Below are 23,923 nucleotides of genomic sequence, written 5' to 3' on the forward strand. Positions count from 1 at the left end.
TGAACTTGCCTCTCAGGGAGCGTCCAAAGCTCGGACGAGTGTTGAGGATGAAGCTGAATAAAAATCTACCCTAAAATTAGGCAATTCAATGGGTTGGGGGTGTTTCTGGGGAATTTTTCACGTTTGTCTGCCAACCCTCTACTCCAAAAACAAACAGAGGTTGGAACATGAACAACAAACGATATCTGTCCGCTGTTATGGCGGTTGGCATGACTGCCGTCGCGTCCTCCGCAATGGCTGCCACCAAAGTAACCATTGGCACTGTTAACAATGGCGACATGGTTCGCATGCAGGGCCTTTCCGACGAATTCGAAAAGCTTCATCCAAACATCGATCTGAATTGGGTAGTGCTTGAGGAAAATGTCCTGCGCCAGCGTCTGACTACCGATATTGCGACGGACGGCGGTCAATTCGATGTGATGACGATTGGAATGTACGAGGCACCGATCTGGGGTGAGAAGGGGTGGCTGACCCCGATGGAGGATCTGCCTTCGGATTACGATCTGGCCGATATTTTTCCATCAGTTCTCGGCGGCTTATCCTCCGACGGCACGTTGTACGCACTGCCGTTTTACGCCGAAAGTTCGATGACGTTCTATCGCAAGGACCTTTTTGAAGCCAATGGGCTGAGCATGCCTGATCAGCCTTCCTGGGACCAGATGAAGTCCTTTGCTGAGCAGCTCCATAAGCCGCAAGAAGAGCAGTACGGTATCTGCCTGCGCGGTAAGGCAGGGTGGGGTGAAAATATGGCGCTGGTTACCACCATGGCTAACGCCTTTGGCGCACGCTGGTTTGATGAAAACTGGAAGCCTGAATTCACTGGCGAAGAGTGGGGCAACGCCGTCAGTTTCTACGTCGACCTTCTCGGGAACTACGGACCTCCGGGCGCCTCATCCAATGGGTTTAACGAAAACCTGGCGCTGTTCAACAGTGGCAAATGTGCCATGTGGGTGGACGCGACTGTCGCCGGATCATTTCTTACCGATGAGTCTCAAAGCAGGGTAGCGGAACACGTCGGCTTTGCCTTGGCGCCAGAACAGGTGACGTCAAAAGGTTCGGGATGGTTGTGGTCCTGGGCTCTCGCCGTTCCGGTGAGCTCAGATGCCAAGGAAGCGGCCAAGACCTTTATCACCTGGGCAACCTCGCGGGCTTACAGCCAGTTGGTTGAGGAAACCTATGGTATTGCCAACGTGCCGCCCGGCACACGCACCTCCACCTACGACAACGTTGAATACCTGGAAGCTGCGCCGTTCGCGACCCGAACCCTGGAAGCAATCGGCAACGCCGACCCCAACGATTCCACGTTGAATCCTTCCCCCTATGTGGGCGTTCAGTTTGCGGCCATCCCTGAATTTCAGTCGATCGCAACCCAGGTTGGCAAGCTGATCTCGGGCGCCCTGGCAGGGTCGATGTCGGTTGATCATGCCCTGAAAGCGGCACAGTCGATCACCCTTCGCGAGATGACTCGCGCCCGCTATTACTCCAACTGAATACCCGGCCAAGACGAAACAACAATGACCTTATGCAGGGCCCGCTTCGGCGGAGCCTGCTTGGGGGTCACCGGAGAACCGATATGAAGACAACCACTCTGAATGCAGGTCCCGCGAGCTCCGCCGCGGAACCCAAACAGGACAGCCGCCAGGGAGGTAAGAGAAAGACATCCCGCATCAATCGTTTTATGGTGTCGCCGTCGGTGCTCGTCCTGGCGCTGTGGATGGTGATCCCGCTGTCCATGACCATCTACTTTTCAGTGATTCGCTATAACCTGCTGTACCCCGGCGATAACGAATTTGTGGGGCTGGAGAACTTCCAGTTCTTCGTCACCGATTTCGGTTTTATGGCGGGAATGAGCAACACCCTGCTGCTGGTCGGTGCCGTGCTGTTAATTACAGTGGTTCTGGGTGTACTGATTTCGCTGCTTGTTAATCAGGCGTTCTGGGGGCGGGGCATCGTCCGGATACTCCTGATATCGCCGTTCTTTATTATGCCGACCGTGAACGCGCTGATCTGGAAAAACCTGCTGCTGCATCCGGTATCCGGTGTTTTTGCGGCCATCTGGAAGTTCTTCGGCGCCACGCCGATCGATTGGTTTTCTGAGTTTCCATTGTTCTCGATCATCATGATCGTGTCATGGCAGTGGCTGCCGTTCGCCATCCTGATACTGATGACCGCATTGCAGTCGCTGGATCAGGAACAACAGGAAGCGGCACGCCTCGACGGCGCCGGTCCCTGGGCTCTGTTCTTCCATCTCACCTTGCCGCACCTTGCTCGTCCGATCGCGGTGGTGGTGATGATCGAAACCATCTTCCTGCTGTCGATCTTTGCGGAGATCTTCACTACCACGGGCGGTGGCCCGGGTTACGAGACCACCAACCTTGCGTACCTCATCTACAGCCAGGCGTTGCTGCAGTTCGACGTTGGACTGGCCTCAGCCGGTGGCCTGATTGCCGTCGTGCTGGCCAATATTGCCGCCTTCTTCCTGGTGCGGCTGATCGGCAAAAGCCTGACAGAAAAACAATGATTCCCGGAGGTTACAACATGCTCAGCCTGAAACAACGACGTAGCCTGAATACCCTGCTTATGGGGGTGTTGGCATGGGGGGTGGCTTTGGCCATTTTCTTCCCGATTTTCTGGATGCTGCTGACCAGCTTCAAGACAGAAATCGATGCCTTTGCCACACCGCCGCAATTGTTCTTCTCGCCGACCCTCGAGAATTACACGCTGGTTAATGAACGCAGTGACTATCTCCACTTTGCCTGGAATTCGGTGGTGGTGTCTTTCGGATCCACGATCATCGGAATGATGCTCGCCGTACCCGCCGCCTATTCCATGGCCTTTTTTGAGACCAAGCGTACCAAAGGGACACTGCTGTGGATGCTATCCACCAAAATGCTGCCGCCGGTTGGCGTGCTGGTGCCGATTTACCTGATCTTCAAAGACACCGGTTTGCTCGATACCAAAACCGGACTGGTGATCATCTACACGCTGATCAATCTGCCGATCATGATCTGGATGGCCTACACCTACTTCAAAGAGATTCCCAAAGAAGTACTTGAGGCAGCTCGAATGGACGGCTCCACACTGTTCCAGGAGATCTGGCGAGTTCTGCTGCCTATGAGCAAGGGCGGTCTGGCGGCAACGGTGCTTCTGTCACTGATTCTGAGTTGGAACGAGGCGTTCTGGTCGCTCAACCTCACGGCGTCCGAGGCGGCCCCACTGACGGCTCTGATCGCATCTTATTCAAGCCCTGAAGGCTTGTTCTGGGCCAAGTTGTCAGCCGTATCGACCCTGGCCTGCGCCCCCATTCTTATCTTTGGCTGGATCAGCCAGAAACAGCTGGTTCGCGGCTTGTCCTTCGGCGCCGTCAAATAACGGAGATTTCCCATGGCTAACTTAACAATAAAGAACCTCAAGAAATCCTTCGGGGAGACAGAAATTCTCAAAGGCATCAATCTTGAAATTAAAGACAACGAATTTGTGGTGTTTGTCGGACCATCAGGATGTGGCAAGTCGACCCTGCTGCGCTCCATCGCCGGCCTGGAAGAGGTAACCGGCGGCCACATCCTGCTGGATACGAAAGAGATCACCGATTTGGCCCCGGCCAAACGGGATCTGGCAATGGTGTTCCAGAGCTACGCCCTGTATCCCCATATGTCCGTACGCAAAAACATGTCGTTTGCACTGGAACTCGCTAAAGAGAAAAAAGAGGTTATCCATAACAAGGTAGCCGAAGCGGCCCGAATTCTGGAGCTGGACCCGTTGCTGGAACGCAAACCCAAGGAGCTGTCCGGTGGCCAGCGCCAGCGGGTTGCGATTGGTCGTGCAATCGTACGCCAGCCCAAAGTATTCCTGTTCGATGAGCCGCTCTCGAACCTGGACGCTGCGCTGAGGGTACAGATGAGGTTGGAGCTGGCAAGACTTCACCATGACTTGAACGCGACCATGATCTACGTCACCCACGATCAGGTAGAGGCCATGACTCTGGCCGATAAAGTTGTCGTGTTGAATCAGGGCAGAATTGAGCAGGTGGGCACACCACTTGATCTGTACCGTAATCCGGCTAACCGATTTGTCGCAGGTTTCCTCGGGATGCCCAAGATGAGCTTCCTGCCGGGCACCGTAACCGCGCTTGATCAATCAAGCGTTACGGTTGAACTGACCTCCGGTACTTCTGTGACATTGCCCGCAGCCAGCGAACACCTGCGTCAGGGCAGCGCTGTCACCGTTGGCGTTCGGCCGGAAAACATCGATGTGGTCGAACCCAGTGAGAGCTCACTGACCGGCTACATGGACATCGCCGAAAGCTTGGGTAGCGATACCTATTGCTATGTAAAGACCGATGGTCAAGAGACGCTGACTGTCCGCATGCCCGGCAACTTTGCCTGTAACTATGGTGATCGCATCGGTTTACATCTGCATGTGGATGAGTGCCACTTGTTTGACGAGCAGGGCAATGCTGTTCAGAAACCCAGCCGATTGGCAGCGTGACATCTTATGAAACTGAATAACTCAACATTGGACCAACTGAGTCCAGAAGTGTCCGTGCCAGCTTATGAACGGAGTAACCTTAGACAAGGCATCGTTCATATTGGTGTGGGTGGGTTCCACCGTGCCCATGAAGCGGTCTATACCCACCAACTGTTGCAGACAGGTGGCAGCCCGGACTGGTCGATTTGTGGTGTTGGGCTGCGTGAAGGTGATCGAGCCATGCATCAGGTGTTGTCTGAGCAGGACCACCTCTACACCCTGATCGAGCTCGGCGCCGACCGCACCAACACCCTCAGCGTCATTGGCGCCATCACCGGTTTCATGTTCGCGCCTGAGGAGCAGGACGCAGTCATCGAGAAAATGGCGAGTTCCGAGGTGAAGATCGTCTCACTAACGATAACCGAGGGTGGCTACAACGTGGACGACAACACCGGGAGGTTCAATGAAAACCATCCGGACGTTCTTCACGACCTGGAAAACCCGCAGCAACCGCGCACAGTCTTTGGCTATCTGACCGAAGCCCTATGCCGCCGACGCGAGCGTAATCTGCCGCCATTCACCGTCTTGTCGTGTGACAACCTGCCAGAAAACGGCCAGGTGGCCCGCGGTGCCCTGTTGACCTTTGCCCGCCTGAGGGATGCCGAGCTTGCGGATTGGATCGGTGACAAGGTGAGTTTCCCCAGCAGCATGGTTGACCGCATTACACCGGGAACCAATGACAAACATCGCCAGTGGTTGAAAGAGAACTATGACCTGGAAGATGGCTGGCCAGTTATCTGCGAGCCTTTTTATCAGTGGGTGCTCGAGGATGATTTCTGCAACGGTCGTCCGGATTGGGAAGCGGTGGGAGTCCAATTCACAGACGACGTCGCCCCTTACGAACGCATGAAAATCCGCCTGTTGAATGCCAGTCATTCCGCCATGGCCTACCTCGGATATCTTTCCGGTTATCGATATACCCACGAGGTCATGGCGGATGAACGGTTCAGCCGTTTTATTCGCAGCTTCATGGATGAAGACGTGACACCGATACTGGGAGAAATTTCCGGCATCGATGTGCCCGCGTACAAGCAGACCCTGATCGAACGCTTCTCCAACCCTCAAATGGGCGATGAGTTGGCCCGGCTGTGTATGGACGGCTCCAGCAAGATACCGAAGTTCCTGGTGCCGACAGTGCAGACACTGGTGAACGAAGGACGACCGTTGTCTCGTGTTGCCATGATCGTTGCCAGCTGGGCGCTCTACCTCCGTGGCAAAGATGAGCAGGGACAACCGCACGAGATCAATGATCCCATGGCCCCCCGGCTGCAGGCGGCCGTTGAAGACAGAGCCAATCTGACCCCGGAATTTCTTGGGATGACAGACCTTTTCGGGACCACGCTCGCCAACTCCAGCGACTTTGAAGAGGCCTTTGATAGGGCACTCGACAAGCTGGAAACAAAAGGGGTTTTTGCAGCCCTCGGCGAGACCTGGCCTGACGAACATTAGGGAGCACAGATATGAATGCACTGGGCAAATCCGAGTCCTGGAGCAAGCTGGAACAACTTGCCAATGAGACTCGGAACGACCGGATCGCGGATTATTTCAAAGCGGATCCGGATCGTTTCGATAAGATGAGCCTCCGGTTAGGCGAGCTGTTTCTGGACTATTCCAAGAACAAGGTATCGCCGCAGGTGATGGGTGCGCTGTTAGAGATGGCCAAACAGTCGCCGTTGGAGTCGCGCCGGGAACAGATGTTTTCCGGGGAAACCATAAACGTCACCGAACAGCGTCCGGTTCTGCATACCGCCTTGCGCAACCTGGGTGAGGCACCGGTTGTCGTGAATGGCCAGGACGTCATGCCAGAGGTTCGGGCCAGCCTGGAAAAACTCCGGGTGTTTACCGAGCAGGTCAGGAACGGACAATGGCTGGGCTACACCGGCAAGCGCATTCGCGACGTTGTAAATATCGGCATCGGCGGCTCAGACCTTGGACCCAGCATGGTGTGTCGCGCCTTGCTTGATTACCAGCATCCGGAAATGAACCTCCACTTCATTTCAAACGTAGACGGTCGGCACCTCAAGAAGGTGCTGAAAGGGCTGGACCCGGAAACCACGCTATTTGTTGTCTCTACCAAGACTTTCTCCACCCAGGAAACCCTCTTGAATGCCAACAGCGCCAAGCGCTGGTTCCAGGCGCAGACGCAAAGCACCACAGCCGAGATGGGCCAGCACTTTGTCGCGGTGTCCACCAACATCAAAGCAGCAACGGAATTTGGCATCCGCGAGGACAGCATCTTCGAGTTCTGGGATTGGGTGGGTGGCCGCTACTCGCTCTGGTCCAGCATTGGCTTGCCCATTGCCTTGAGCATCGGGTTCGATGCATTTATCGAACTGCTTGAGGGCGCTTCCATAATGGACCAGCACTTCCGGGAGGCCCCAATTGAGGCCAATATGCCGGTCGTGCTGGCTCTTATCGGCATCTGGAACATCAATTTCCTGAGCGCGGAAACCCAGGCGATTATTCCTTACGATCAGGCTCTGCACCAGTTACCAGCGTTTCTCCAGCAACTGGATATGGAGAGCAACGGTAAGTCAGTGGACATCGACGGCAACCCGGTCAGCCATGCCACCGGTCCCATCGTGTGGGGGCAAACCGGTTCCAACGGCCAGCATGCGTTCTTTCAGTTACTTCACCAGGGCTCACGTTTCGTGCCTATCGACTTTATTGCGACGCTGAAACCTGAGGATGACACCAAAGACCACCATTTTGCCTTGCTGACTAACATGCTGGCTCAGGCCAATGCCTTTATGAATGGCGACCGTCAGAACGACCAATACGCCAGTTGCCCTGGCAATCGCCCCAGCAACGTGCTGTTGCTGGACGAACTGAGCCCCAGAAATCTGGGCGCCTTGATTGCTCTCTATGAACACAAGGTTTTCGTGCAGGGGGCTATCTGGAACATCAACTCCTTCGACCAGTGGGGCGTGCAGTTGGGAAAGCGGTTGGCCAACGATATCAGCCGTGATATTGAACAGCAGAGCGACAAGTACGATCCATCAACCCAGGGGTTGATGGAGATCGTCAAACAGCACCTGCACACGGGCACAGCAAATTTGGACCCAGCGGTGGAAGAGGGGATCAGTCGATGATCAAAGTTATTTCATTCGGTGAAGCCCTGGTGGACATGCTCTCAAGCAGGGTGAGTGAAGACCAGTCTGAAAACTCTGATTCGGTAAACGAGCGCTTCACAAAGTTTCCAGGTGGTGCACCTGCCAACGTAGCCGCTGCGATAGGTAAGCTCGGCGGAGACAGCTATTTCGCCGGCAAAGTGGGCGCTGACATGTTCGGTGATTTTCTCGTTAAGTCGCTCGAATCCATGCATGTGCGGACAGATTATCTGCTGCAAACCAGCGAAGCGAAAACTGCCTTGGCCTTTGTGTCATTGGATAAGACCGGAGAGCGAAGTTTTGAGTTCTACCGGGGACCATCCGCGGACCTGTTATTCGCCCCACATGAATTCCAGCCAGAATGGTTCGACGACCAAGGCATTTTCCATTTCTGCTCCAACACGCTGACTGAACCGGGCATTCTGGCAGCAACCCAGGCGGGACTGGAAAAAGCGAGATCAGCCGGATGGCTGGTGAGTTTTGATATGAACCTCAGAAATAACCTCTGGCCCAAAGGCACAGATCCATTTGCTCCGGTGTGGGCCTGTGTGGAGCAAGCCGATCTTGTGAAGCTATCCGCAGAAGAGCTGGCCTTCCTGTGTAGACACCAGAGCGAAACCGAGGTGTTGAAGCAAATCTTGAACGCGGGCGCTTCTTTGGTGTTGGTCACGGATGGCGAAAAACCATTGCGTTACTTCACCCCTTCTCATTACGGCTCCATCGAGCCAAAAAACGTGCAGATGGTTGATAGCACAGCCGCCGGCGATGCGTTTGTTGGTGGGCTGCTCTATCGGCTGTCGGACCTGGATATAACCGCTGCCAGTCTTAAGGCGTTGGGCGAAGACCCCGAGCAACTTGAAGACATGCTGACCTTTGCCAGTGCCTGTGGTGCGCATGCGGTGACTCATGCAGGAGCCTTCACCTCTTTGCCTGGCCTCGAGGAAGTTTCGGCTTACCTATCCGGATAGGGGCATGCCCGACGCAGCTCTCGGCAGTTCTATCGATCTGCGCGACCTGTTGTCCTGAATCCGAACCATTCCGAGAAATATTCATTACAGGACCGTTGACCAAAGGCACCAAAGCCGGGTCGGGGCCGGCTGCGTTCGCCCCGAATAAAACCAAGATCAAACTCAAACTCAAACCCAACAAAAAAACAAAGATATACAACGACCATGAAAACAATCATCAAACTTCCTTTTCTCAGCCGGAATCAATTTGCTGCCGCTATTGCGGGCACAATGATCTCAACCACCTCATTTGCAATCGATTTCCACGGTTACTTCCGTTCGGGTATTGGCGCCACAGTAGGTGGCGGTGACCAGGCATGCTTTTCCGCTCCAGGCGTATCCAAGTACCGGCTGGGCAACGAGTGCGAAACGTATGCGGAAATCCAATTGGGCTCCGAAGTGTTCAAGGAGGGAGACACAAGCTTTTATGTGGACTCGATGATCGCGTACATAACACCTCAGGAAAACGACTTCGAAACGGTGAACGACGAGGATGCAACGATTGCGGTGCGCCAATTCAACGTAAGAGGCACTAACGTCATCAAGTCACTTCCTGGGTCAACACTGTGGATCGGCAAACGCTTTTACCAGCGACACGATGTTCACATCAACGATTTCTTCTACTGGGATGTATCCGGGCCCGGCGCCGGGCTTGAGGACATCGATGTAGGTACCGGCCTCCTGCATGTCGCCTGGACCCGTTCTGCCAACGACGAAACCGGTAACGGTGCCGATTTACCGAATGAGGACCCGGTCACCAACGACATCGTTGATGTGCGTTGGACCGGTCTTCCGATCAACCCCGGCGGCACGCTGGAATTGGGCATCGACTATGGCAGCGCCAATCTGAACGACGAGCAGGAGGACGCCGGCGTTGATGACCAGGACGGCTACATGTTTACCGCCGAACATCACCAGACCAACTTTTTTGGCGGTTACAACAAGCTGACCCTGCAATACGCCAAGGACTCTCTGGTCGCCAGCGGCGGCCGGAGCAACAGCAGCGCCATAAATCAAGGCTCCATGGTCCGCGTCATTGACCACGGTTTGATCCCTCTGGGTAGCAATATGGATCTGTTCTATGTGGGTATTTATGAGGACACCAGTCTCGATAATAATCAGGGTAGTCAGTGGACCTCATTTGGGGTACGTCCCACCTATTACTGGAGCTCGTTGATGAGTACGGCGGTCGAACTGGGTGTTGACCGGGTTTCCCCGGAACTATCCGGAGCGGAGGATTCAGATCTGCAGAAAGTAACCATTGCCCAACAATGGTCACCTGGCGATACCTTTTTCGCACGGCCACAGTTGCGACTATTCGCCACCTACGCAAACTGGAGCGACAATTACAACGCAGCCAGCGAGTCAATCGGGCCGGATGACAGCAATGGGCTAACCTTTGGCGCCCAAGCGGAAGTCTGGTGGTAGGTACAAACTAGCGCAACACCAATGTTAGCGAACGCGGGCCAGCTCCTGCTGGCCCGCATTATCCAGTCATCAATGCATCATCCAAACGGGTATCCTGGCGTGACACGCCCACCAGACCGCGGCAAACAGGATAACGGACTCCATTGCCCCGGTGACTGTTTGATGGGATAACAAATAATGGGACAGCTGAATGATCGCAAACACGTAGACGAGATCGAAAAACAGCTCCATGTTGGTCACATTCGGCGTTTCTCTACCTTCAAGTTGTCTGAGTGCCGTGGTCGGCATAATTCGATGAAGGAAGGTGTCGGTCACGTTATGTCATCATCGCGAGAAAACTATAACGTGACCGATTCCTTGGAGGCAGCGCGGGTGAAGTGCTCCACCGGGCGGCAAGGTCCTCTGCCAGGAGTTCGCCCAGGTTCTTGGCGCCGCCGGCGATGAGCACTACCCTGCCTTCAATGCTGTTTCGAGACATTGTCTTTATGCCTTGCTGTGTGTTTTTCGATTGGCGGAAGCTTCCCGCCAGGTTCACAATCAGGTTAGGCTGTAGGCTATCCTGAATAAATAATGCATTTAGAACAGCAGTGTTCGAAAAACACGACCAATCGGATGGTATGGACAGGATTCGGCAAGTCACGATGGGTTGCAATATGGTGGCGGAGGGCGTGGACTGCGTGATCAGGGTCGGATACCTCCCAGACTCCGAGCTGGTATGCAAGAAATTGGGTGAAATCGAAGTCATAAACTGTAACAGTCCGATTTATCTAATGACTGCCGTTCCCGAACCAAAAGCGTAGTGGGGCGCATCTCATGCAGCGTGCAGTATCAGTTGCCATACATTACGGAGTTGTCGCGGTGTTGCTGGGGTCCTTTGGAGCTACCAGCCACGCGGCTTCACCAACATCGACGGTAAAAATCTGTTATGAGTCGTGGCCCCCCTACATCTTTAGGGATGACGAAGGAGAGATGCGCGGCATCGCCGTGGAACTGATGAATACAGCACTTAGTGATCTGGAGTTGGACGCCACTTACGAGGAACTACCGTTCAAACGCTGCGTATCCGAGGTCCAGTCAGGCGCATCGGACGTTGCCATGCCAGTTACGGAAGGGCGGAGCTATCTTCTGCACTCACGGACGGTGTTCGCTCACTGGACTTTGGCTGCGATCGTATCAGAGAGTCTATCCATTGAAGAGCCGGTAACTCTGGAGAAGCTGAACGACCTTAGCGTGCTTATTATCAGCGGCTATGTATACCCGGAAAATATTACACGCTGGGCGGAAAACCACCCGGATATTACAGACATAACCTATTCCGCTGATGGCGAAGGGATGGTGCCTTTCCGTATGCTTGAATTCGGGCGGGCCGACGTGTTCATTGAGGACAACGTTTGGAGCGCCAACCTGATCCAAAATAACGATCTGTCGCTTCGCGTTCTGGAACCCGCACTGGGTTCCGCTGTCAGTGTTGCCGGTTATCGCAAAGAACTTACAGGTCTGCGCGATGACATTGACCGTATACTGGAGACACGGGGACAGTCGTTCAGGGACGAGCTGTTTACGAAATACACCGGTTATGCCGAGTCGTTTTTCTCCGGTCTGTAAACTCAAGCTTTCCGGTAAAGCAAACCTAACAACATGGTGATGGGAGAGACCAATGGTTAACCTGAGGATAAACGGACAAGAGCACGAGTTGGACGTCCCGGACAATATGCCCCTGCTGTGGGCTCTTCGGGACGTTGTGGGAATGAAAGGCACCAAGTTTGGATGCGGTATCGCCCAGTGCGGTGCCTGCACCGTTCATCTTGATGGGGTAGCGACCCGGTCCTGTGTAATGCCCGTTTCTGCCGCCAAAGGCGAAATCACAACGATCGAGGCCATGTCTGATGACGCGGTTGGCCAAAAAGTCCAGCAGGCTTGGCTGGACCTAGGTGTGGCCCAGTGTGGCTACTGCCAGGGAGGCCAGATCATGAATGCCACAGCTCTGCTGAAGAAAACACCGCAACCGGAAACTCAGGAAATCGTCGACGCCATGGCGGGTAACCTTTGCCGGTGTGGAACCTACAACCGTATCCTGGCGGCTATTGAACGGGCCGCGGGCAAGGAGGCCAGCTCATGAGTCAATCAGACGATACACTGCTGCTTGCCAATGTCAGCCGCCGCGGCCTGTTAAAGGGATTGGTTGGGGGGTCAGCGCTCCTGCTGGCCGCCCGATGGGATATGGGGTTTGCCAATGAACAGGCGCAGTTCGGTGCCGGTGCCATGCCGGGCGGTTGGGTCGACAACCCGAATGTATTCATACACATCAACGCGGACGGTCTGGTTACGATTATCAACAACCGTGCTGAAATGGGGCAGGGGATTCGCACCAGCCTGGTCATGGTAGCCGCCGACGAGCTGGGCGCTGACTGGCATCAGGTTCGAGCGGAACAGGCAGACGGCGATCAGGATAAATTCGGCAACCAGAATACCGATGGCTCTCGCAGTATGCGTCACTGGTACGCCCCCATGCGCCGTGCGGCCGCTGCTGCCAGGCTGATGCTCGAGCAGGCCGCGGCCAATCAATGGGGTGTATCGGTCGACGAAGTAAGAGCAGATATTCATAAGGTTGTTCATCCTTCCACTGGACGGGAACTCGGCTTTGGCCAGCTTGCAGAAGCCGCACGGGAGCTGGACGTTCCTGGCCGCGACGGGCTGGTTCTTAAATCCGATCGCGAACTGCGCTTCATTGGGAAGGAATCCGGCCTGATTAATGGCGAGCTGAAATCCACGCATCCCAAAGCCATTGATGGTGAAGACATCGTCACCGGCAAGGCGATTTTCGGCGCCGATGTGGATCTGGAAAACACTCTCTATGCGGTGGTGGCCAGACCACCGGTCTACGGCGCAACGGTGAAAAGCGTCGATGACAGCGAAGCCCTGAAGGTAACAGGTGTAAAGAAGATCGTACGCATCAATGGCACCGGCCAGCCTGCCGCATTTAACCCACTCGGTGGTGTTGCGGTGGTAGCCACCAATACCTGGGCCGCGATGGAGGGCCGCAGAGCCCTGAAGATTGAGTGGGACAACGCTTCGGCCGGAGACAACGCTGATTACACCTCAGATGTTTACCGGGAATCGCTGGAAAAAGCAGCACAATCACCCGGCAAGGTTATACGCCAGTCCGGTGATGTTGAGGCTGCTTTGAAAGAGGCCGATAAGCGGGTGTCAGCCACCTATTACATGCCCCATATGGCGCAGGCTCCGATGGAGCCACCCGTCGCCGTGGTTCGAGTGACCGCGGGCAAGGCCGAGGCCTGGGCGCCAGTGCAGCACCCCAGGGCGACGCGAGAAGGCATAGCCGCGCTTCTGGAGATAGACCTGGAAAACGTGACCGTACACCAAACCCTGCTGGGTGGCGGTTTTGGCCGTAAATCAAAACCCGACTTCGTGATTGAAGCCGCTCAAGTGGCGAAAGCATTTGAAGGACAGCCCATCAAGTTGCAGTGGTCCCGTGAGGACGACATTCAGCATGCCTACTTCCATGCGGTTTCTGTAGATCACCTGGAAGCGGGCCTCGATGCCGATGGCAGAGCGACCAGTTGGCGCCACCGTACCCTGTCTCCCAGCATTGCATCGCTGTTTGCCCCGGACCCAAAACACAAGGGGAGCTTTGAGCTGGGCATGGGTTTCAACACCATGCCGTTCAGCATTCCCGCTATCCGGTTGGAGAACCCGCCGGCTCCGGCTCATGTCCGTATTGGGTGGTTCCGCTCGGTGTACAACCTCCCGCATGCGTGGGCCATCCAGAGCTTTGCCCACGAAATGTCAGTAGCGGCCGGCAAGGATCATCGCGATTACGTGCTGGACCTGCTGGGGCCCGGGCGTGAGGTTCACAATCTGACGGTGGGCGACGGTTGGAATTACGGTGAAGATCCTGAGATGTATCCGATTGATGTGGGCCGCATGCGCCGGGTCATTGAGCGTGCCACCGAAGAGGCGGGCTGGGGAAAGGAAAGAGCCAAGGGGCGTGGCCTGGGGCTGGCCTTCCACCACAGTTTTGTTTCCTACACCGCCGTCGTTTTTGACGTGGAAGTGGATGATAGCGGACAAGTGACCGTTTATCGCGCAGATATTGCCTTTGATTGCGGGCCGCAGGCCAACCCGGAGCGAATCCGATCTCAGATGGAGGGCTCCTGCGTGATGGGCATCGGCATTGCCCTGCAAAATGAGGTGACCTTCCAGGATGGTGTCGCCCAGCAGAGTAACTTCGACAGATACCTGCTGCCGCGAATGCCAAACGCACCGAAAGTAGTCCGGGTGCACCTGATTGATAACCCCGATGACGCCATGGGCGGTGTGGGAGAGCCGGGATTGCCACCGGTTGCGCCGGCACTGTGCAACGCCATCTACGCGGCCACTGGAAAACGCATTCGGCGCCTTCCTGTTGGTGATCAGTTGAGTGCATGACCATGCAAAGTCTGGATGCTCGGGTAGTGGAGCAGGCAATCGAATGGTTGGGGAATGGCCGGACGATCTGGTTGTGCACGGTGTTGTCCACCTTCGGATCATCGCCCAGGGAACCGGGCTCACTGATGGTTGCCACCTCTGACGGACATCATGTTGGCTCGCTCTCGGGTGGTTGTGTCGAGGAAGACTTCCTCGAACGCGTTGCGGCAGGAGAGTATGAGCAACCAGCCGTGATTGTCCGCTACGGCGATCCCGGGAAAAGTCCGGAGAGCCCCCGTATTCGCTTGCCGTGCGGGGGCATTCTTGACGTGTTGGTGGAACGAATGGCCGCCACCCAAAAGATCCGGGATCACCTTGAGCGGATCCAGCAGGCCCTCTCCGGCCAACGTGACATCGCACGACATATCAGATTGGCGGATGCCGAGTGTTGGCTGTCGGATGCAGAGCCAACGGGGCCACGGGTTCTGCAAAATGAAACCGAAGAGACGGTGGCGGTTCGTATCGGCCCCGTTGCCAAGCTGATTCTGGCCGGTTATTCAACGGTGTCAGAGGTTTGCGCACAATTCGCCCTGAGCCTTGGTTATGAAGTAGTGCTGTGTGACCCACGGGAGGAGGTCACCAATGGCATGAGCCTGCCGCCGGGTGTTGAGTTCCTGCCCCAACTGCCATCGCTGTATATCGCTTCGCCGGGTGCTTGCACACCCTCCACAGCGGTAGTCGCCGCTACCCACGATCCCCGCATTGATGATCTGGCCATGATGGCCGCTGTCAAAACCTCGGCAAGCTACATCGGTGTGATGGGGTCTGTTCGTACTTCCCAGGCCCGATCCGAACGCCTTCGTAGGACTGGTGGCCTATCAAAGGAAGACGTTGAGCGGATCCAGATGCCCATCGGACTCAACCTCGGCAGTAAAACCCCTTCTGAAATTGCGCTGGCCATCGTTGCGGACATGGTGCGTGTCAGGAGAGGGCGTCCACGTGTTGAACTGTGAACGCCCTCTCTCACAACTTGGTTAACGAAAGGTCAGTGGCTCGTTGCTCATCGACTATCGGATTACTCGTAAGCACCTGCAGAGTAGGTCAGCTCGTAACTGTGGCTGTAGATCTCGAGAATGTTTCCGAACGGATCTTCCATGTAAACCATGCGGTATGGTTTTTCACCGGGGAAGTACTCACGAACCGGCATACGCTGTTTACCGCCTGCAGCAACGATTTTCTCGGCAAGGCCTTCCACGTCCGGGTCCTGGACACAAAAGTGAAACACGCCGGTTTTCCAGTACTCGAAGTTGTCTTCCGGTTTTTCTGCGTTGTTGAACTCAAAGATTTCTACACCAATCCGGTCGCCGGTGGAAAGGTGAGCAATCCGGAAAGAGCTCCAGCCTGCACCAAAAACGTCGGTACACATGACCCCAATGGGGCTGTCATCTTCCTCGATAGTGGTTTGCGGCATGATCAGGTACCAGCCCAGTACTTCTGTATAGAACTTCACAGCGGCATCAAGGTCGGTCACCGAAATCCCGATATGGGAAAAACTGCGTGGGTAAGTCGTGCTCATGTTTCTTCTCCTCTGGAAAATGTAGAACCAGAGTAAGCGGCGATTGCTATAATATAAACAGGTGACTGCTTATCAATTTAATAAGAGTTTCTTATGCTTAATCCCCAATGGTTACGCTCGTTCGTGGTACTCGCCGACCTCGGCAGTTTTACCCGGACAGCCGACCAGCTCGGCCTGACCCAGGCAGCCGTCAGTCAGCATGTTAGGCACCTTGAAGAACAGTTGGGGACCCTGGTGATACGGCAACCTCGACGGATGGAGTTGACACCAGCCGGCCACGCTCTCCTTGCGTATTGCGATGAAATCGAACAAGCCGATATGCGATTACGTCTGCGAATGTCGGAAGGCGATAAAGCAAAAGGAGAGTTCAGCCTTATAACGCCGGGGAGTTGCGGCCTGCTGCTATACCCTTTTTTGCTGGATCTGCAGGAGCAGCACCCTGACTTGGTGGTCCGTCATCGGTTCGCACCGGATACGGAAATACTGGATGCGGTCTTGGGCAAACGCTATGAGATTGGCTTGGTTACGGCAAAGCCTGATGATCCCCACTTGACGTCCTCCCACTTCGCCGAAGAGCCACTGGAACTGATTGTGCCGGCAGGGCAATCGGTATCGAGCTGGGCGGATCTGGAGCGATTGGGATTTATTGACCACCCTGATGGCCGGGCCATGGCAACGCGCCTGTTGAGCCGCTGCTTTCCGGGGGAGCCTGGAATCCGCAATATTCCGGTGCGCGGTTTTGTCAATCAGGTAGGATTAATCCTCGAACCCGTTGCCAGGGGCATGGGCTTTACCGTACTACCGCAATACGCGAGACAGGCTTTTGGCCGACACGGAGAAATCACAGTAATCAAGCTTGAAAGGGACGTGGTAGATTCGCTCTGGATGATCTCCCGGGCGGAATGGCCCCTGTCTTCACGCGCTCGCTATGCCATGGAGTATCTGAAGCAACAATTAAAAGACCGGTGAAAAAGAACACGCGTTCGTCCGATGACCCTTCAGTTTGCTTCCAAATGATGCATGATCTGGAGTGCAACGTCTTTGGCGGGTTTCTCCGAGTTATCAATTTCCAACGTATTCCTATGATGAATAGGGAAGAACCGCCACTGCGACAGCAGCTCCGAAAGGTGTTGCTCGCATGAGATTTTGTGGGACTTTTGGCGCTCTACGCTGCTGGAACGGCTGATTAGCACGTCATGCCTTGGCGAAAGATGGACCGGGAACACCTGAATATTTTCAGATTCGAAGAAATCGAGATACCGTTTTATTTCTTCCCTGTCCTCCTCTGCGCATGTCATGAAGGTCATCGCAATCCGTTGCACCCCTAATTCATTCGCCTTGGATAGGGTTTGGCGTCGGATCGAGTTAGTGAAGTCGTGGAAGTCCTTCTCCCCGAACTCATCATAGATGGACAGGCTGAGATCCACCGCCAGGTGGTTGTGAAAGAGCTTGAAGCCATGTTCTTTCTCAAGCGCTTTGGCGACCGTCAGTTTCCCTGCAGCCGGCGGGCCGTGAAGCCAGACAAGTTTCATTGCGATGAGGCTCCTTAATCAGGCCATCGGGCAGTTGAGGCAAAATCAACAAACCGATCAACTTCGTCCTGATTCTCGCTAACTCCCCACTCAAAACCAATCGACCGTTTTGCTGAGAGCTCTGTAAGTGGACGTTTGACGATATTGGGCGAATCGTAGTGTTCTGGAACGATCGCAATTCCAACACCCTGTTCCACCAGGGACAGTGCACGGTCATCCTGATTGGTGACGTACGCGACGTTCAGGCGCGTGCCGGTTGACTTCAACAGGTGTTGCAGCATTTGTCGATACTCACAATGTGACCGCGAGACAAATGGTTCGTTCTCCAGGTCCGCAAGCGTGAGTAACGGGGACTTGCTGAGATGATGGTGAGTGGCCATTGCGATGCTGTAGGACTCTGAAAAAAGCGGTTTCGAGTGAGTAAAACGACGACCGTTGCCAGGACGATCCGTGAGCAGAGTCAATGCCATATCGATTCGGCCGCTTTCAGCCAGTTTCTCCATTTCTTCCTTGCTCGCGTCAAACACCTGCAATCTTAATCTGCGATTTTCTCGCCGGTAAGGCTCGATCAAGCGGGCAACGTGCGAAATGGATAAAGTGTTTATCACACCTAGCCTGATCATGCGTTGTTGATCGTGGTGTTTCAGCTCGTCACGAGCCTTGTTGCATTCCTCGACAATTCGAGTCGCGCGCTCCAATAGGGTCCTTCCCGCTGGCGTCAATACAACGTTGCGCTTGTTTCGGGTGAATAGCTTGACCCCAAGCTCATCTTCCAACTTCGCAATGGATGCCGATAGAGCCGGTTGTGAAACAAAGGCTCTTCGAGCCCCGCGAGTGAAACTCTCTGATTCTGCGGCCGCCAGAAACAGTCGTAATTGCTGCAACTCCATAACATAACCATTGATTGTGATTAGGATTCATATAATCGATTTCAATTATGTTATTTGATGGGATACGCTTTTACCAGCATCGTAACGGGATAAGGGGAAGGAACATGGGCACGACCGACAAACCGATCGCGCTGGTGGTTGGAGCTGGCGACCATTTAGGGGCGGCGATCGCACGCCGATTCGCCAGGGAAGGATTCCATCTCGTGGTGACCCGTCGCCGGGGAGACCTGGAAAAGCTCTGTGTGGAAATCAGTGACCTAGGGTCCACGGCAACTGCCATTCATTCCGACGCCCGCGACGAGACGCAAGTAACTGAACTGATCAATCGAGTGGAGTCAGAGTTGGGCCCTATACGGGTGGCGATTTTCAACGTGGGTGGAAACGTCCGATTCGATCTCTGCGAAACAACCACTCGGGTGTACCAGAAGGTTTGGGAAATGTGTGCGCTGGCTGGCTTTCTGGTGGGCCGTGAGGTGGCGGCAAAGATGCTGACCCGCAACGAAGGAACCATCCTGTTCACCGGTGCATCGGCAAGCCTGAGAGGCGGGGCCGGCTTTTCAGCCTTCGCGGGTGGCAAGCACGCGTTACGGGCCCTGGCTCAAAGCATGGCGAGGGAGCTTGGACCTAAAGGAATCCACATAGGTCACGTTATTGTTGATGGACTGATACGAAATGAGGCGACCGCTGAATTTCTGCCTGATCTTTATGCCAGTAAGGGGGAGGGTGGCATCATCGAGCCCGATGATCTCGCCGACATTTACTGGCATCTCCATACACAGCCCCGGTCAGCCTGGACATTCGAGCAGGATGCGCGGCCATTTTCTGAGTCCTGGTAGATCCTTTCCAACAAGAGGTAATCACGATGAGTACGAACATCGATTTTTATTACGATTTCATAAGCCCCGCGTCCTATTTCGCATGGATGCGATTGAAGGAACTCACTGAGGGAACCGGCGCCCGTATCAATTACAAGCCGATTCTTCTCGGGGGCATTCTCAAGGCCACTGGCAATACCTCTCCGGTAACCGTTCCAGCCAAATGGGAATGGATCAAATCCGATTTTCAACGCCATGCCGATCACTACGGCATTCCGTTCCAGTTAAATCCGCACTTTATTTTCAGCACGGTCAATGCAATGAGAGGGGCGCTCTGGGCGCTATCTAACGGTCGGATCGAATCCTACAACCAGGCGATGTTCTCAGCCGCATGGGCCCAGGGTGAGGACCTTTCATCCCCGGATGCATTGAGGGAGATCTTAACCAACGCTGGCTTTGATTCGGAACAGGCAGCGAACGCAATGGCGCAACCCGAGATAAAAACTGAGCTGATCGAGGCGACGGATGACGCCGCCAAGAGGGGCGTGTTCGGAGCTCCCACCTTCTTCGTCAACGATGAAATGTTCTTCGGCCAGGACCGTATGGACTGGGTCAAGCGGGCGCTTGGCTAACCTGAGCTGTCTTCCGCGCCAACACCAATGTCACTTTCGTCACTCCTGAGGTATCTATGAACGACCCCATTCAACGCTGCAAGGTTTTAACCGCAGGGGTGCTCAACCTGATATTGGTAATGGGTATCGCCCGTTTTGCGTACACACCTTTGCTGCCGGCCATGCAGGAACAGACCGATTTGGGAGCGGCGGAAGGAGGTTGGCTTGCAGCGATTAACTATCTCGGGTACCTCGTGGGTGCGGTGGTTGCTTCTGTGATCAGTGACCTGGAACTAAAAGACCGCCTCTATCGCATCGGGTTGGTGGCTGCGGTCGTGACGACAGCCGGTATGGGACTGACTGAGAACCTGTGGCTCTGGGCAATCTTACGTTTTTTTGCGGGTCTGAGCTGTGCCGCTGGAATGTTGATTGGCTCAGGATTGGTCCTGAACTGGTTGATGCGAAACAATCACCGCGGTGAGCTCGGCATTCAGTTCAGCGGCGTTGGTTTGGGAATGGCGTTGTGTGCCGTTGCCGTCGAGGTAATGAATACCGTGTTTGACTGGCGCGAGCAATGGTTCGTGTTGACCGCCATAGGCGCTTTGATTCTTATCCCGGCCTGGGTATGGTTGCCAAGGCCAGAGTCGATACCCAGTGGTGTGAATCGCAAAACCATGGAGGACTCCCCGCCAGGTGCCATCTTCATGAGGCTTGTGACGGCAGCTTACTTTTGCGCCGGCGTTGGTTATGTTGTCAGCGCAACTTTTATCGTTGCAATTGTTGATGAGCTTCCAGGACTGGAAGGCAAGGGTGTCTGGGCTTTTCTTGTCATGGGGCTGGCAGCTGCGCCAAGCGCTATCCTTTGGGATCTGGTCGCGCGTCGGTTTGGGAATATGAACGCGTTGATCGCTGCAAGCCTGCTTCAGGCTGTGGGTATTCTATTACCGGTCATCGAACCGAGCCTAATGTTGACGATGCTGGGCGCCATCCTTTTTGGGGGAACCTTTGTGGGCATTGTCTGCCTTGTCCTGACGATGGCCGGGCGCTTCTATCCCTCCCGGCCGGCGAAATTCATGGGTAAAATGACAATCTCTTTCGGAATTGCGCAGATCGTTGCACCGGCGTTTACCGGTATTCTGCGTGAGCACAACGGGGACTACGCCGTGGGACTGTATACGGCATCTGCGACGATGTTGGTCGGCAGCGTTCTGTTGCTCATGGCAAAAAGTCGGGAGGTTGGTGAAACGCCAACCCCCGAGGCTGTCAATCGATGAAAGGCGAATTGTTATTTGTGTGGTGTTGTTCATTGGCATAATGCAGCCAGGCATTGAATCCCACTAGCGCCATTACGATGAGTGTTCATACCGGTGGCTTGGTTTGTAGAGGCAGTACCGACTGCTGGGACACCGGGCTGGAGGTGAACGTAAACCGCAACAACCATAATAATTCCGGTTAAGGCTGTTGAACCGAAAAACAAACGGTCCGCTAGTGATGTCGCTGATACCCGATGCTGCTATGTCTGCCCAATGACCCGACGGCCAGTTTATTCGGATGAAATGTTGGTGATTTAGTCGTAGATGACGACGCAGCGCACTTCGATACTTTGGCGATCCGGCGCACCGTAAGGTGTGGCTGGATCTTCGAACGCGCTATGGAAGCTGAAAGTGGACGGCGATCGCGGATCACTCGCATCCGCCTGCTTGCCGTCAGATCTCGCCAGTGGCCCCGCCGAATCCCATTGTTTAATCAGTAGCGCTTCGTCCCCCGTCATTTCCGGGAAGTAGTACCAGTGATGGCGCTCGGCGTGTTTTGCAAAATAGTTTTCCCCGAGACGGTCCTGATAGTGAATTTCAAATACGACCAGGTCTTCCGGGTTGACTGTCTGGCTATCGCATAGTGCCAGGGGATGTGTGGCCACCGGCTCGCTGGATATATTTCGCCACAGGTTGATAATCGCAAAACGGCCACCTTCTGCGAGCGCACGCTCGACCGTGTCATTGGAGATCAATGACTCTTTGTCGCCAAGAACACTGCGCAGAGTGTCATTGCTGCCGGGAGGGTTCGTCAGGTCGCGCAAGCGCTGGGGGGCACTGGTGAGCGTATAATCGCCATGCACCAGATGCAAAGGCTCCTGCACTTGCTGTCCGCCTGATATCTGTTTTCCGCTTTGTTTTCCGAGCACCGAGCGGACATTGTGGTCGAAGGCAAATGCACGGCCACCGGTCGCTTCCTCTATGATTTTCGCGCATTCCGGGTAGTAGCATTGAACGATCTGTTGCTGATCCAGAAAATCCAGACCAGGTTGTGCGAGCGGCCGGGTCAGCAACTCGAATCCGTTGGCGGCAAGGCTAAGACGCTGATTGCCTGAAAAAACGCGACCGTTGTGAACCTTCTTTTCCTGCTTGTCGTGCACCACTCCCTGCATTTCGCTGTCGTTTCCGCCCGTATCCCTGCGTATCAACACCTTGCCATTTCGGTAGAGTGATGACTCGGTGGATTTATCCAGATAATTAAAAAAGCCCAGGCTGTGGTCGCGGTTATGCGTATTCGCTTTCGGTGTGCTCATCGATGGTGCCTCTCTCAATTAAATAACGAGTGTCTGCGGAAACATCTTGCACGGGACAAAGCCAGAACTGAAACTCTGAAATCATATTCCTGCTATTCATATACGTGATAATGACATCGTAGACTGAAAGCTGGATATTGGGCCTCCCTTTCGGGAAGCCATTCAGAGATCAGGCGGTAGCCGTTTCGTGGTTATCCAGAGTGGCGGAAATGCGGGTCAAAAACAGCGCGCTGAGAACAATCACACCGCCAATCCAGGGTGTGTTCATTAGCCCCATGTCGGCTACTACATGGCCGCCGAGCCAAGCGCCGACGGCAATACCAATGTTGAAGGCCGCGATGTTCAGGCCGGAAGCAACATCTACGGAATGCGGAGTGTAACGCTCAGCCAGTTGGACCACATACACCTGCAAGCCCGGTACATTGCCGAAGGCAAAAGCACCCCAAACCAGCAGGGTGATAACGGCTGTAACCGGATTGTAAGCGCTGAAGGTCAGTACGAACAGGATGGCCGCCAGGCCGCCAAAAACGATGTACAGCGCTGTGGTTGGCCCGAAACGATCGGCCAGCTTACCGCCCCAGATATTGCCAGCGGCCACAGACACGCCGTAGACGAGCAGCAGGAGGCTGACCATGCCGGAGGCAAAACCGGTGACGTCTTCGAGGATCGGGGTCAGGTAGGTGAATGCCGTGAATGTACCGCCGTACCCAATGGCGGTCATCGCGTACACCAGCAGCAGTCTCGGGTGAGTGATGACCTCAAGCTGCTGACGCAGGGTTGCCGGCTTTGATTGCTTCAGGTTCCTGGGCACCAACACGGCACTGCCGATCAACGCGATGGCCCCAAGCGCGGCGACGGTCAGGAAGGTGGCTCGCCACCCGAACGTCTGTCCGATAAAGGTACCCAAGGGCACGCCCGTTACCAGGGCAACGGTAAGCCCGGTGAACATGATGGCAATTGCACTGGCCTCTTTCTCTTTAGTCACCAGGCTGGTAGCGATGGTTGAACCGATTGAGAAGAACACACCGTGTGCAAGGCCGGTGAGAATTCGGGCGGTAATCAGTGAGCTGTAATTCGGCGCCATCCAGGCCAGGATGTTGCCGATGATGAACAACCCCATCAGCGAAAGCAGCACCACCTTACGATTCCAACGGCCGGTCAGGGCGGTGAGTACCGGTGCACCTATAGCAACACCGAGCGCGTACAAACTGACCAATAGACCAGCAGACGGGAGGGTAACGCCCAGATCCTGGGCAATGGTGGGAACCAGTCCGACAATGACAAACTCGGTGGTCCCAATCGCAAAGGCACTCAAAGTGAGTGCGAAAAGTGCAATGGGCATAGCGGCTCCTTAGCAGTGAGCGGGAATGAATTGACGATGCCTAGTTTGCGGCTGCATACTTTTGCGATAAACAGTGGTTTTTAAAAATTAC

22 protein-coding genes are annotated in these 23,923 nt (G+C 54.8%); 16 read left to right on the forward strand and 6 right to left on the reverse strand.

Annotated features, from left to right (window positions below; all coding sequences use genetic code 11):
- Positions 1-197 precede the first annotated feature (197 nt).
- The 8 genes from AC13D2_RS02395 to AC13D2_RS02430 all read left to right on the forward strand — a co-directional run bounded on the left by AC13D2_RS02395 (position 198) and on the right by AC13D2_RS02430 (position 10,072).
- Entirely contained in the window at positions 198-1,490 is a 1,293-nt protein-coding gene (locus AC13D2_RS02395; protein ID WP_482938180.1) for an ABC transporter substrate-binding protein, read from the forward strand.
- An 83-nt stretch (positions 1,491-1,573) separates the two neighbouring features.
- Positions 1,574-2,521: a carbohydrate ABC transporter permease gene (locus AC13D2_RS02400; protein WP_300497816.1), complete on the forward strand. Its 948-nt coding sequence runs from the start codon at positions 1,574-1,576 to the stop codon at positions 2,519-2,521.
- Positions 2,522-2,538: 17 nt separating this feature from the next.
- Complete coding sequence (locus AC13D2_RS02405; RefSeq protein WP_007152224.1) at positions 2,539-3,372, forward strand: carbohydrate ABC transporter permease; 834 nt, start codon at positions 2,539-2,541, stop codon at positions 3,370-3,372.
- Positions 3,373-3,384: 12 nt separating this feature from the next.
- Positions 3,385-4,488 carry an ABC transporter ATP-binding protein gene (locus tag AC13D2_RS02410; protein WP_300497820.1) on the forward strand — a complete coding sequence of 368 codons (1,104 nt, stop codon included), beginning with the start codon at positions 3,385-3,387 and terminating at the stop codon, positions 4,486-4,488.
- Positions 4,489-4,494: 6 nt separating this feature from the next.
- On the forward strand, positions 4,495-5,976 hold the full coding sequence (locus AC13D2_RS02415; RefSeq protein WP_300497823.1) for a mannitol dehydrogenase family protein: 1,482 nt from the start codon (positions 4,495-4,497) through the stop codon (positions 5,974-5,976).
- 11 nt (positions 5,977-5,987) lie between these two features.
- Positions 5,988-7,619 (forward strand): glucose-6-phosphate isomerase, encoded by a 1,632-nt coding sequence (pgi, locus tag AC13D2_RS02420; protein ID WP_300497824.1) that lies wholly within the window; start codon positions 5,988-5,990, stop codon positions 7,617-7,619.
- A complete protein-coding gene (locus tag AC13D2_RS02425) occupies positions 7,616-8,605 on the forward strand; it encodes a carbohydrate kinase family protein (protein ID WP_482938177.1) in 990 nt (329 codons plus the stop codon). The genes pgi and AC13D2_RS02425 overlap by 4 nt, the downstream gene beginning before the upstream one ends.
- 204 nt (positions 8,606-8,809) lie before the next feature.
- Positions 8,810-10,072, forward strand: coding sequence for a maltoporin (locus AC13D2_RS02430; protein WP_300497827.1), 1,263 nt, complete (start codon positions 8,810-8,812; stop codon positions 10,070-10,072).
- A 69-nt stretch (positions 10,073-10,141) separates the two neighbouring features.
- On the opposite strand, the gene AC13D2_RS02435 is transcribed toward AC13D2_RS02430, so the two are convergent.
- A complete protein-coding gene (locus tag AC13D2_RS02435) occupies positions 10,142-10,387 on the reverse strand; it encodes a low temperature requirement protein A (RefSeq protein ID WP_300497830.1) in 246 nt (81 codons plus the stop codon).
- Between the two features lie 498 nt (positions 10,388-10,885).
- Between AC13D2_RS02435 and AC13D2_RS02440 the strand changes: the two genes are divergently transcribed.
- From AC13D2_RS02440 to AC13D2_RS02455, 4 genes are read left to right on the forward strand one after another with little or no spacing between them, the layout of a single operon-like run.
- Entirely contained in the window at positions 10,886-11,677 is a 792-nt protein-coding gene (locus tag AC13D2_RS02440; RefSeq protein ID WP_300497836.1) for a substrate-binding periplasmic protein, read from the forward strand.
- A gap of 52 nt (positions 11,678-11,729) precedes the next feature.
- The gene (locus AC13D2_RS02445) at positions 11,730-12,191 is read left to right on the forward strand and encodes a (2Fe-2S)-binding protein (RefSeq protein ID WP_300497839.1); all 462 of its coding nucleotides are present in this window, start codon (positions 11,730-11,732) and stop codon (positions 12,189-12,191) included.
- On the forward strand, positions 12,188-14,521 hold the full coding sequence (locus AC13D2_RS02450) for a xanthine dehydrogenase family protein molybdopterin-binding subunit (RefSeq protein WP_300497842.1): 2,334 nt from the start codon (positions 12,188-12,190) through the stop codon (positions 14,519-14,521). Before AC13D2_RS02445 ends, AC13D2_RS02450 begins: the two co-directional genes overlap by 4 nt.
- 2 nt (positions 14,522-14,523) lie before the next feature.
- Positions 14,524-15,513 carry an XdhC family protein gene (locus AC13D2_RS02455; RefSeq protein WP_300497899.1) on the forward strand — a complete coding sequence of 330 codons (990 nt, stop codon included), beginning with the start codon at positions 14,524-14,526 and terminating at the stop codon, positions 15,511-15,513.
- A gap of 62 nt (positions 15,514-15,575) precedes the next feature.
- Here the strand turns inward: AC13D2_RS02455 and AC13D2_RS02460 are convergent, their stop codons facing one another.
- On the reverse strand, positions 15,576-16,076 hold the full coding sequence (locus AC13D2_RS02460; protein WP_292048098.1) for a lactoylglutathione lyase family protein: 501 nt from the start codon (positions 16,074-16,076) through the stop codon (positions 15,576-15,578).
- A gap of 93 nt (positions 16,077-16,169) precedes the next feature.
- On the opposite strand from AC13D2_RS02460, the gene AC13D2_RS02465 reads away from it, so the two are divergent.
- The gene (locus tag AC13D2_RS02465; protein ID WP_300497846.1) at positions 16,170-17,045 is read left to right on the forward strand and encodes a LysR family transcriptional regulator; all 876 of its coding nucleotides are present in this window, start codon (positions 16,170-16,172) and stop codon (positions 17,043-17,045) included.
- A 29-nt stretch (positions 17,046-17,074) separates the two neighbouring features.
- Here the strand turns inward: AC13D2_RS02465 and AC13D2_RS02470 are convergent, their stop codons facing one another.
- Positions 17,075-17,608, reverse strand: a complete 534-nt coding sequence (locus AC13D2_RS02470) for an ATP-binding protein (protein WP_108019859.1) — start codon at positions 17,606-17,608, stop codon at positions 17,075-17,077.
- A 14-nt stretch (positions 17,609-17,622) separates the two neighbouring features.
- A complete protein-coding gene (locus AC13D2_RS02475) occupies positions 17,623-18,498 on the reverse strand; it encodes a LysR family transcriptional regulator (RefSeq protein WP_108019861.1) in 876 nt (291 codons plus the stop codon).
- Between the two features lie 104 nt (positions 18,499-18,602).
- On the opposite strand from AC13D2_RS02475, the gene AC13D2_RS02480 reads away from it, so the two are divergent.
- From AC13D2_RS02480 to AC13D2_RS02490, 3 genes are read left to right on the forward strand one after another with little or no spacing between them, the layout of a single operon-like run.
- Entirely contained in the window at positions 18,603-19,334 is a 732-nt protein-coding gene (locus AC13D2_RS02480) for an SDR family NAD(P)-dependent oxidoreductase (RefSeq protein ID WP_108019863.1), read from the forward strand.
- Between the two features lie 26 nt (positions 19,335-19,360).
- Positions 19,361-19,945: a 2-hydroxychromene-2-carboxylate isomerase gene (locus AC13D2_RS02485; protein ID WP_108019865.1), complete on the forward strand. Its 585-nt coding sequence runs from the start codon at positions 19,361-19,363 to the stop codon at positions 19,943-19,945.
- Positions 19,946-20,001: 56 nt separating this feature from the next.
- Positions 20,002-21,198, forward strand: a complete 1,197-nt coding sequence (locus AC13D2_RS02490; RefSeq protein ID WP_108019867.1) for a YbfB/YjiJ family MFS transporter — start codon at positions 20,002-20,004, stop codon at positions 21,196-21,198.
- Positions 21,199-21,491: 293 nt separating this feature from the next.
- Here AC13D2_RS02490 and AC13D2_RS02495 read toward each other — a convergent pair whose 3' ends face one another.
- Positions 21,492-22,490, reverse strand: a complete 999-nt coding sequence (locus AC13D2_RS02495) for a CmcJ/NvfI family oxidoreductase (protein WP_108019869.1) — start codon at positions 22,488-22,490, stop codon at positions 21,492-21,494.
- A 169-nt stretch (positions 22,491-22,659) separates the two neighbouring features.
- The gene (locus AC13D2_RS02500) at positions 22,660-23,832 is read right to left on the reverse strand and encodes an MFS transporter (protein ID WP_300497855.1); all 1,173 of its coding nucleotides are present in this window, start codon (positions 23,830-23,832) and stop codon (positions 22,660-22,662) included.
- Positions 23,833-23,923: the final 91 nt, after the last annotated feature.

The organism is Marinobacter sp. B-12, from assembly GCF_056857915.1.

Bases quoted from the DNA above. Each gene is read 5' to 3' on its own strand.
- pgi (WP_300497824.1), top strand. From the start codon at position 5,988: ATGAATGCACTGGGCAAATCCGAGTCCTGGAGCAAGCTGGAACAACTT.
- AC13D2_RS02465 (WP_300497846.1), top strand. From the start codon at position 16,170: ATGCTTAATCCCCAATGGTTACGCTCGTTCGTGGTACTCGCCGACCTC.
- AC13D2_RS02470 (WP_108019859.1), bottom strand. From the start codon at position 17,608: ATGAAACTTGTCTGGCTTCACGGCCCGCCGGCTGCAGGGAAACTGACG.
- AC13D2_RS02430 (WP_300497827.1), top strand. From the start codon at position 8,810: ATGAAAACAATCATCAAACTTCCTTTTCTCAGCCGGAATCAATTTGCT.
- AC13D2_RS02480 (WP_108019863.1), top strand. From the start codon at position 18,603: ATGGGCACGACCGACAAACCGATCGCGCTGGTGGTTGGAGCTGGCGAC.
- AC13D2_RS02460 (WP_292048098.1), bottom strand. From the start codon at position 16,076: ATGAGCACGACTTACCCACGCAGTTTTTCCCATATCGGGATTTCGGTG.
- AC13D2_RS02395 (WP_482938180.1), top strand. From the start codon at position 198: ATGGCGGTTGGCATGACTGCCGTCGCGTCCTCCGCAATGGCTGCCACC.
- AC13D2_RS02475 (WP_108019861.1), bottom strand. From the start codon at position 18,498: ATGGAGTTGCAGCAATTACGACTGTTTCTGGCGGCCGCAGAATCAGAG.
- AC13D2_RS02425 (WP_482938177.1), top strand. From the start codon at position 7,616: ATGATCAAAGTTATTTCATTCGGTGAAGCCCTGGTGGACATGCTCTCA.
- AC13D2_RS02400 (WP_300497816.1), top strand. From the start codon at position 1,574: ATGAAGACAACCACTCTGAATGCAGGTCCCGCGAGCTCCGCCGCGGAA.
- AC13D2_RS02440 (WP_300497836.1), top strand. From the start codon at position 10,886: ATGCAGCGTGCAGTATCAGTTGCCATACATTACGGAGTTGTCGCGGTG.
- AC13D2_RS02495 (WP_108019869.1), bottom strand. From the start codon at position 22,490: ATGAGCACACCGAAAGCGAATACGCATAACCGCGACCACAGCCTGGGC.
- AC13D2_RS02415 (WP_300497823.1), top strand. From the start codon at position 4,495: ATGAAACTGAATAACTCAACATTGGACCAACTGAGTCCAGAAGTGTCC.
- AC13D2_RS02500 (WP_300497855.1), bottom strand. From the start codon at position 23,832: ATGCCCATTGCACTTTTCGCACTCACTTTGAGTGCCTTTGCGATTGGG.
- AC13D2_RS02410 (WP_300497820.1), top strand. From the start codon at position 3,385: ATGGCTAACTTAACAATAAAGAACCTCAAGAAATCCTTCGGGGAGACA.
- AC13D2_RS02485 (WP_108019865.1), top strand. From the start codon at position 19,361: ATGAGTACGAACATCGATTTTTATTACGATTTCATAAGCCCCGCGTCC.
- AC13D2_RS02490 (WP_108019867.1), top strand. From the start codon at position 20,002: ATGAACGACCCCATTCAACGCTGCAAGGTTTTAACCGCAGGGGTGCTC.
- AC13D2_RS02445 (WP_300497839.1), top strand. From the start codon at position 11,730: ATGGTTAACCTGAGGATAAACGGACAAGAGCACGAGTTGGACGTCCCG.
- AC13D2_RS02450 (WP_300497842.1), top strand. From the start codon at position 12,188: ATGAGTCAATCAGACGATACACTGCTGCTTGCCAATGTCAGCCGCCGC.
- AC13D2_RS02405 (WP_007152224.1), top strand. From the start codon at position 2,539: ATGCTCAGCCTGAAACAACGACGTAGCCTGAATACCCTGCTTATGGGG.
- AC13D2_RS02455 (WP_300497899.1), top strand. From the start codon at position 14,524: ATGCAAAGTCTGGATGCTCGGGTAGTGGAGCAGGCAATCGAATGGTTG.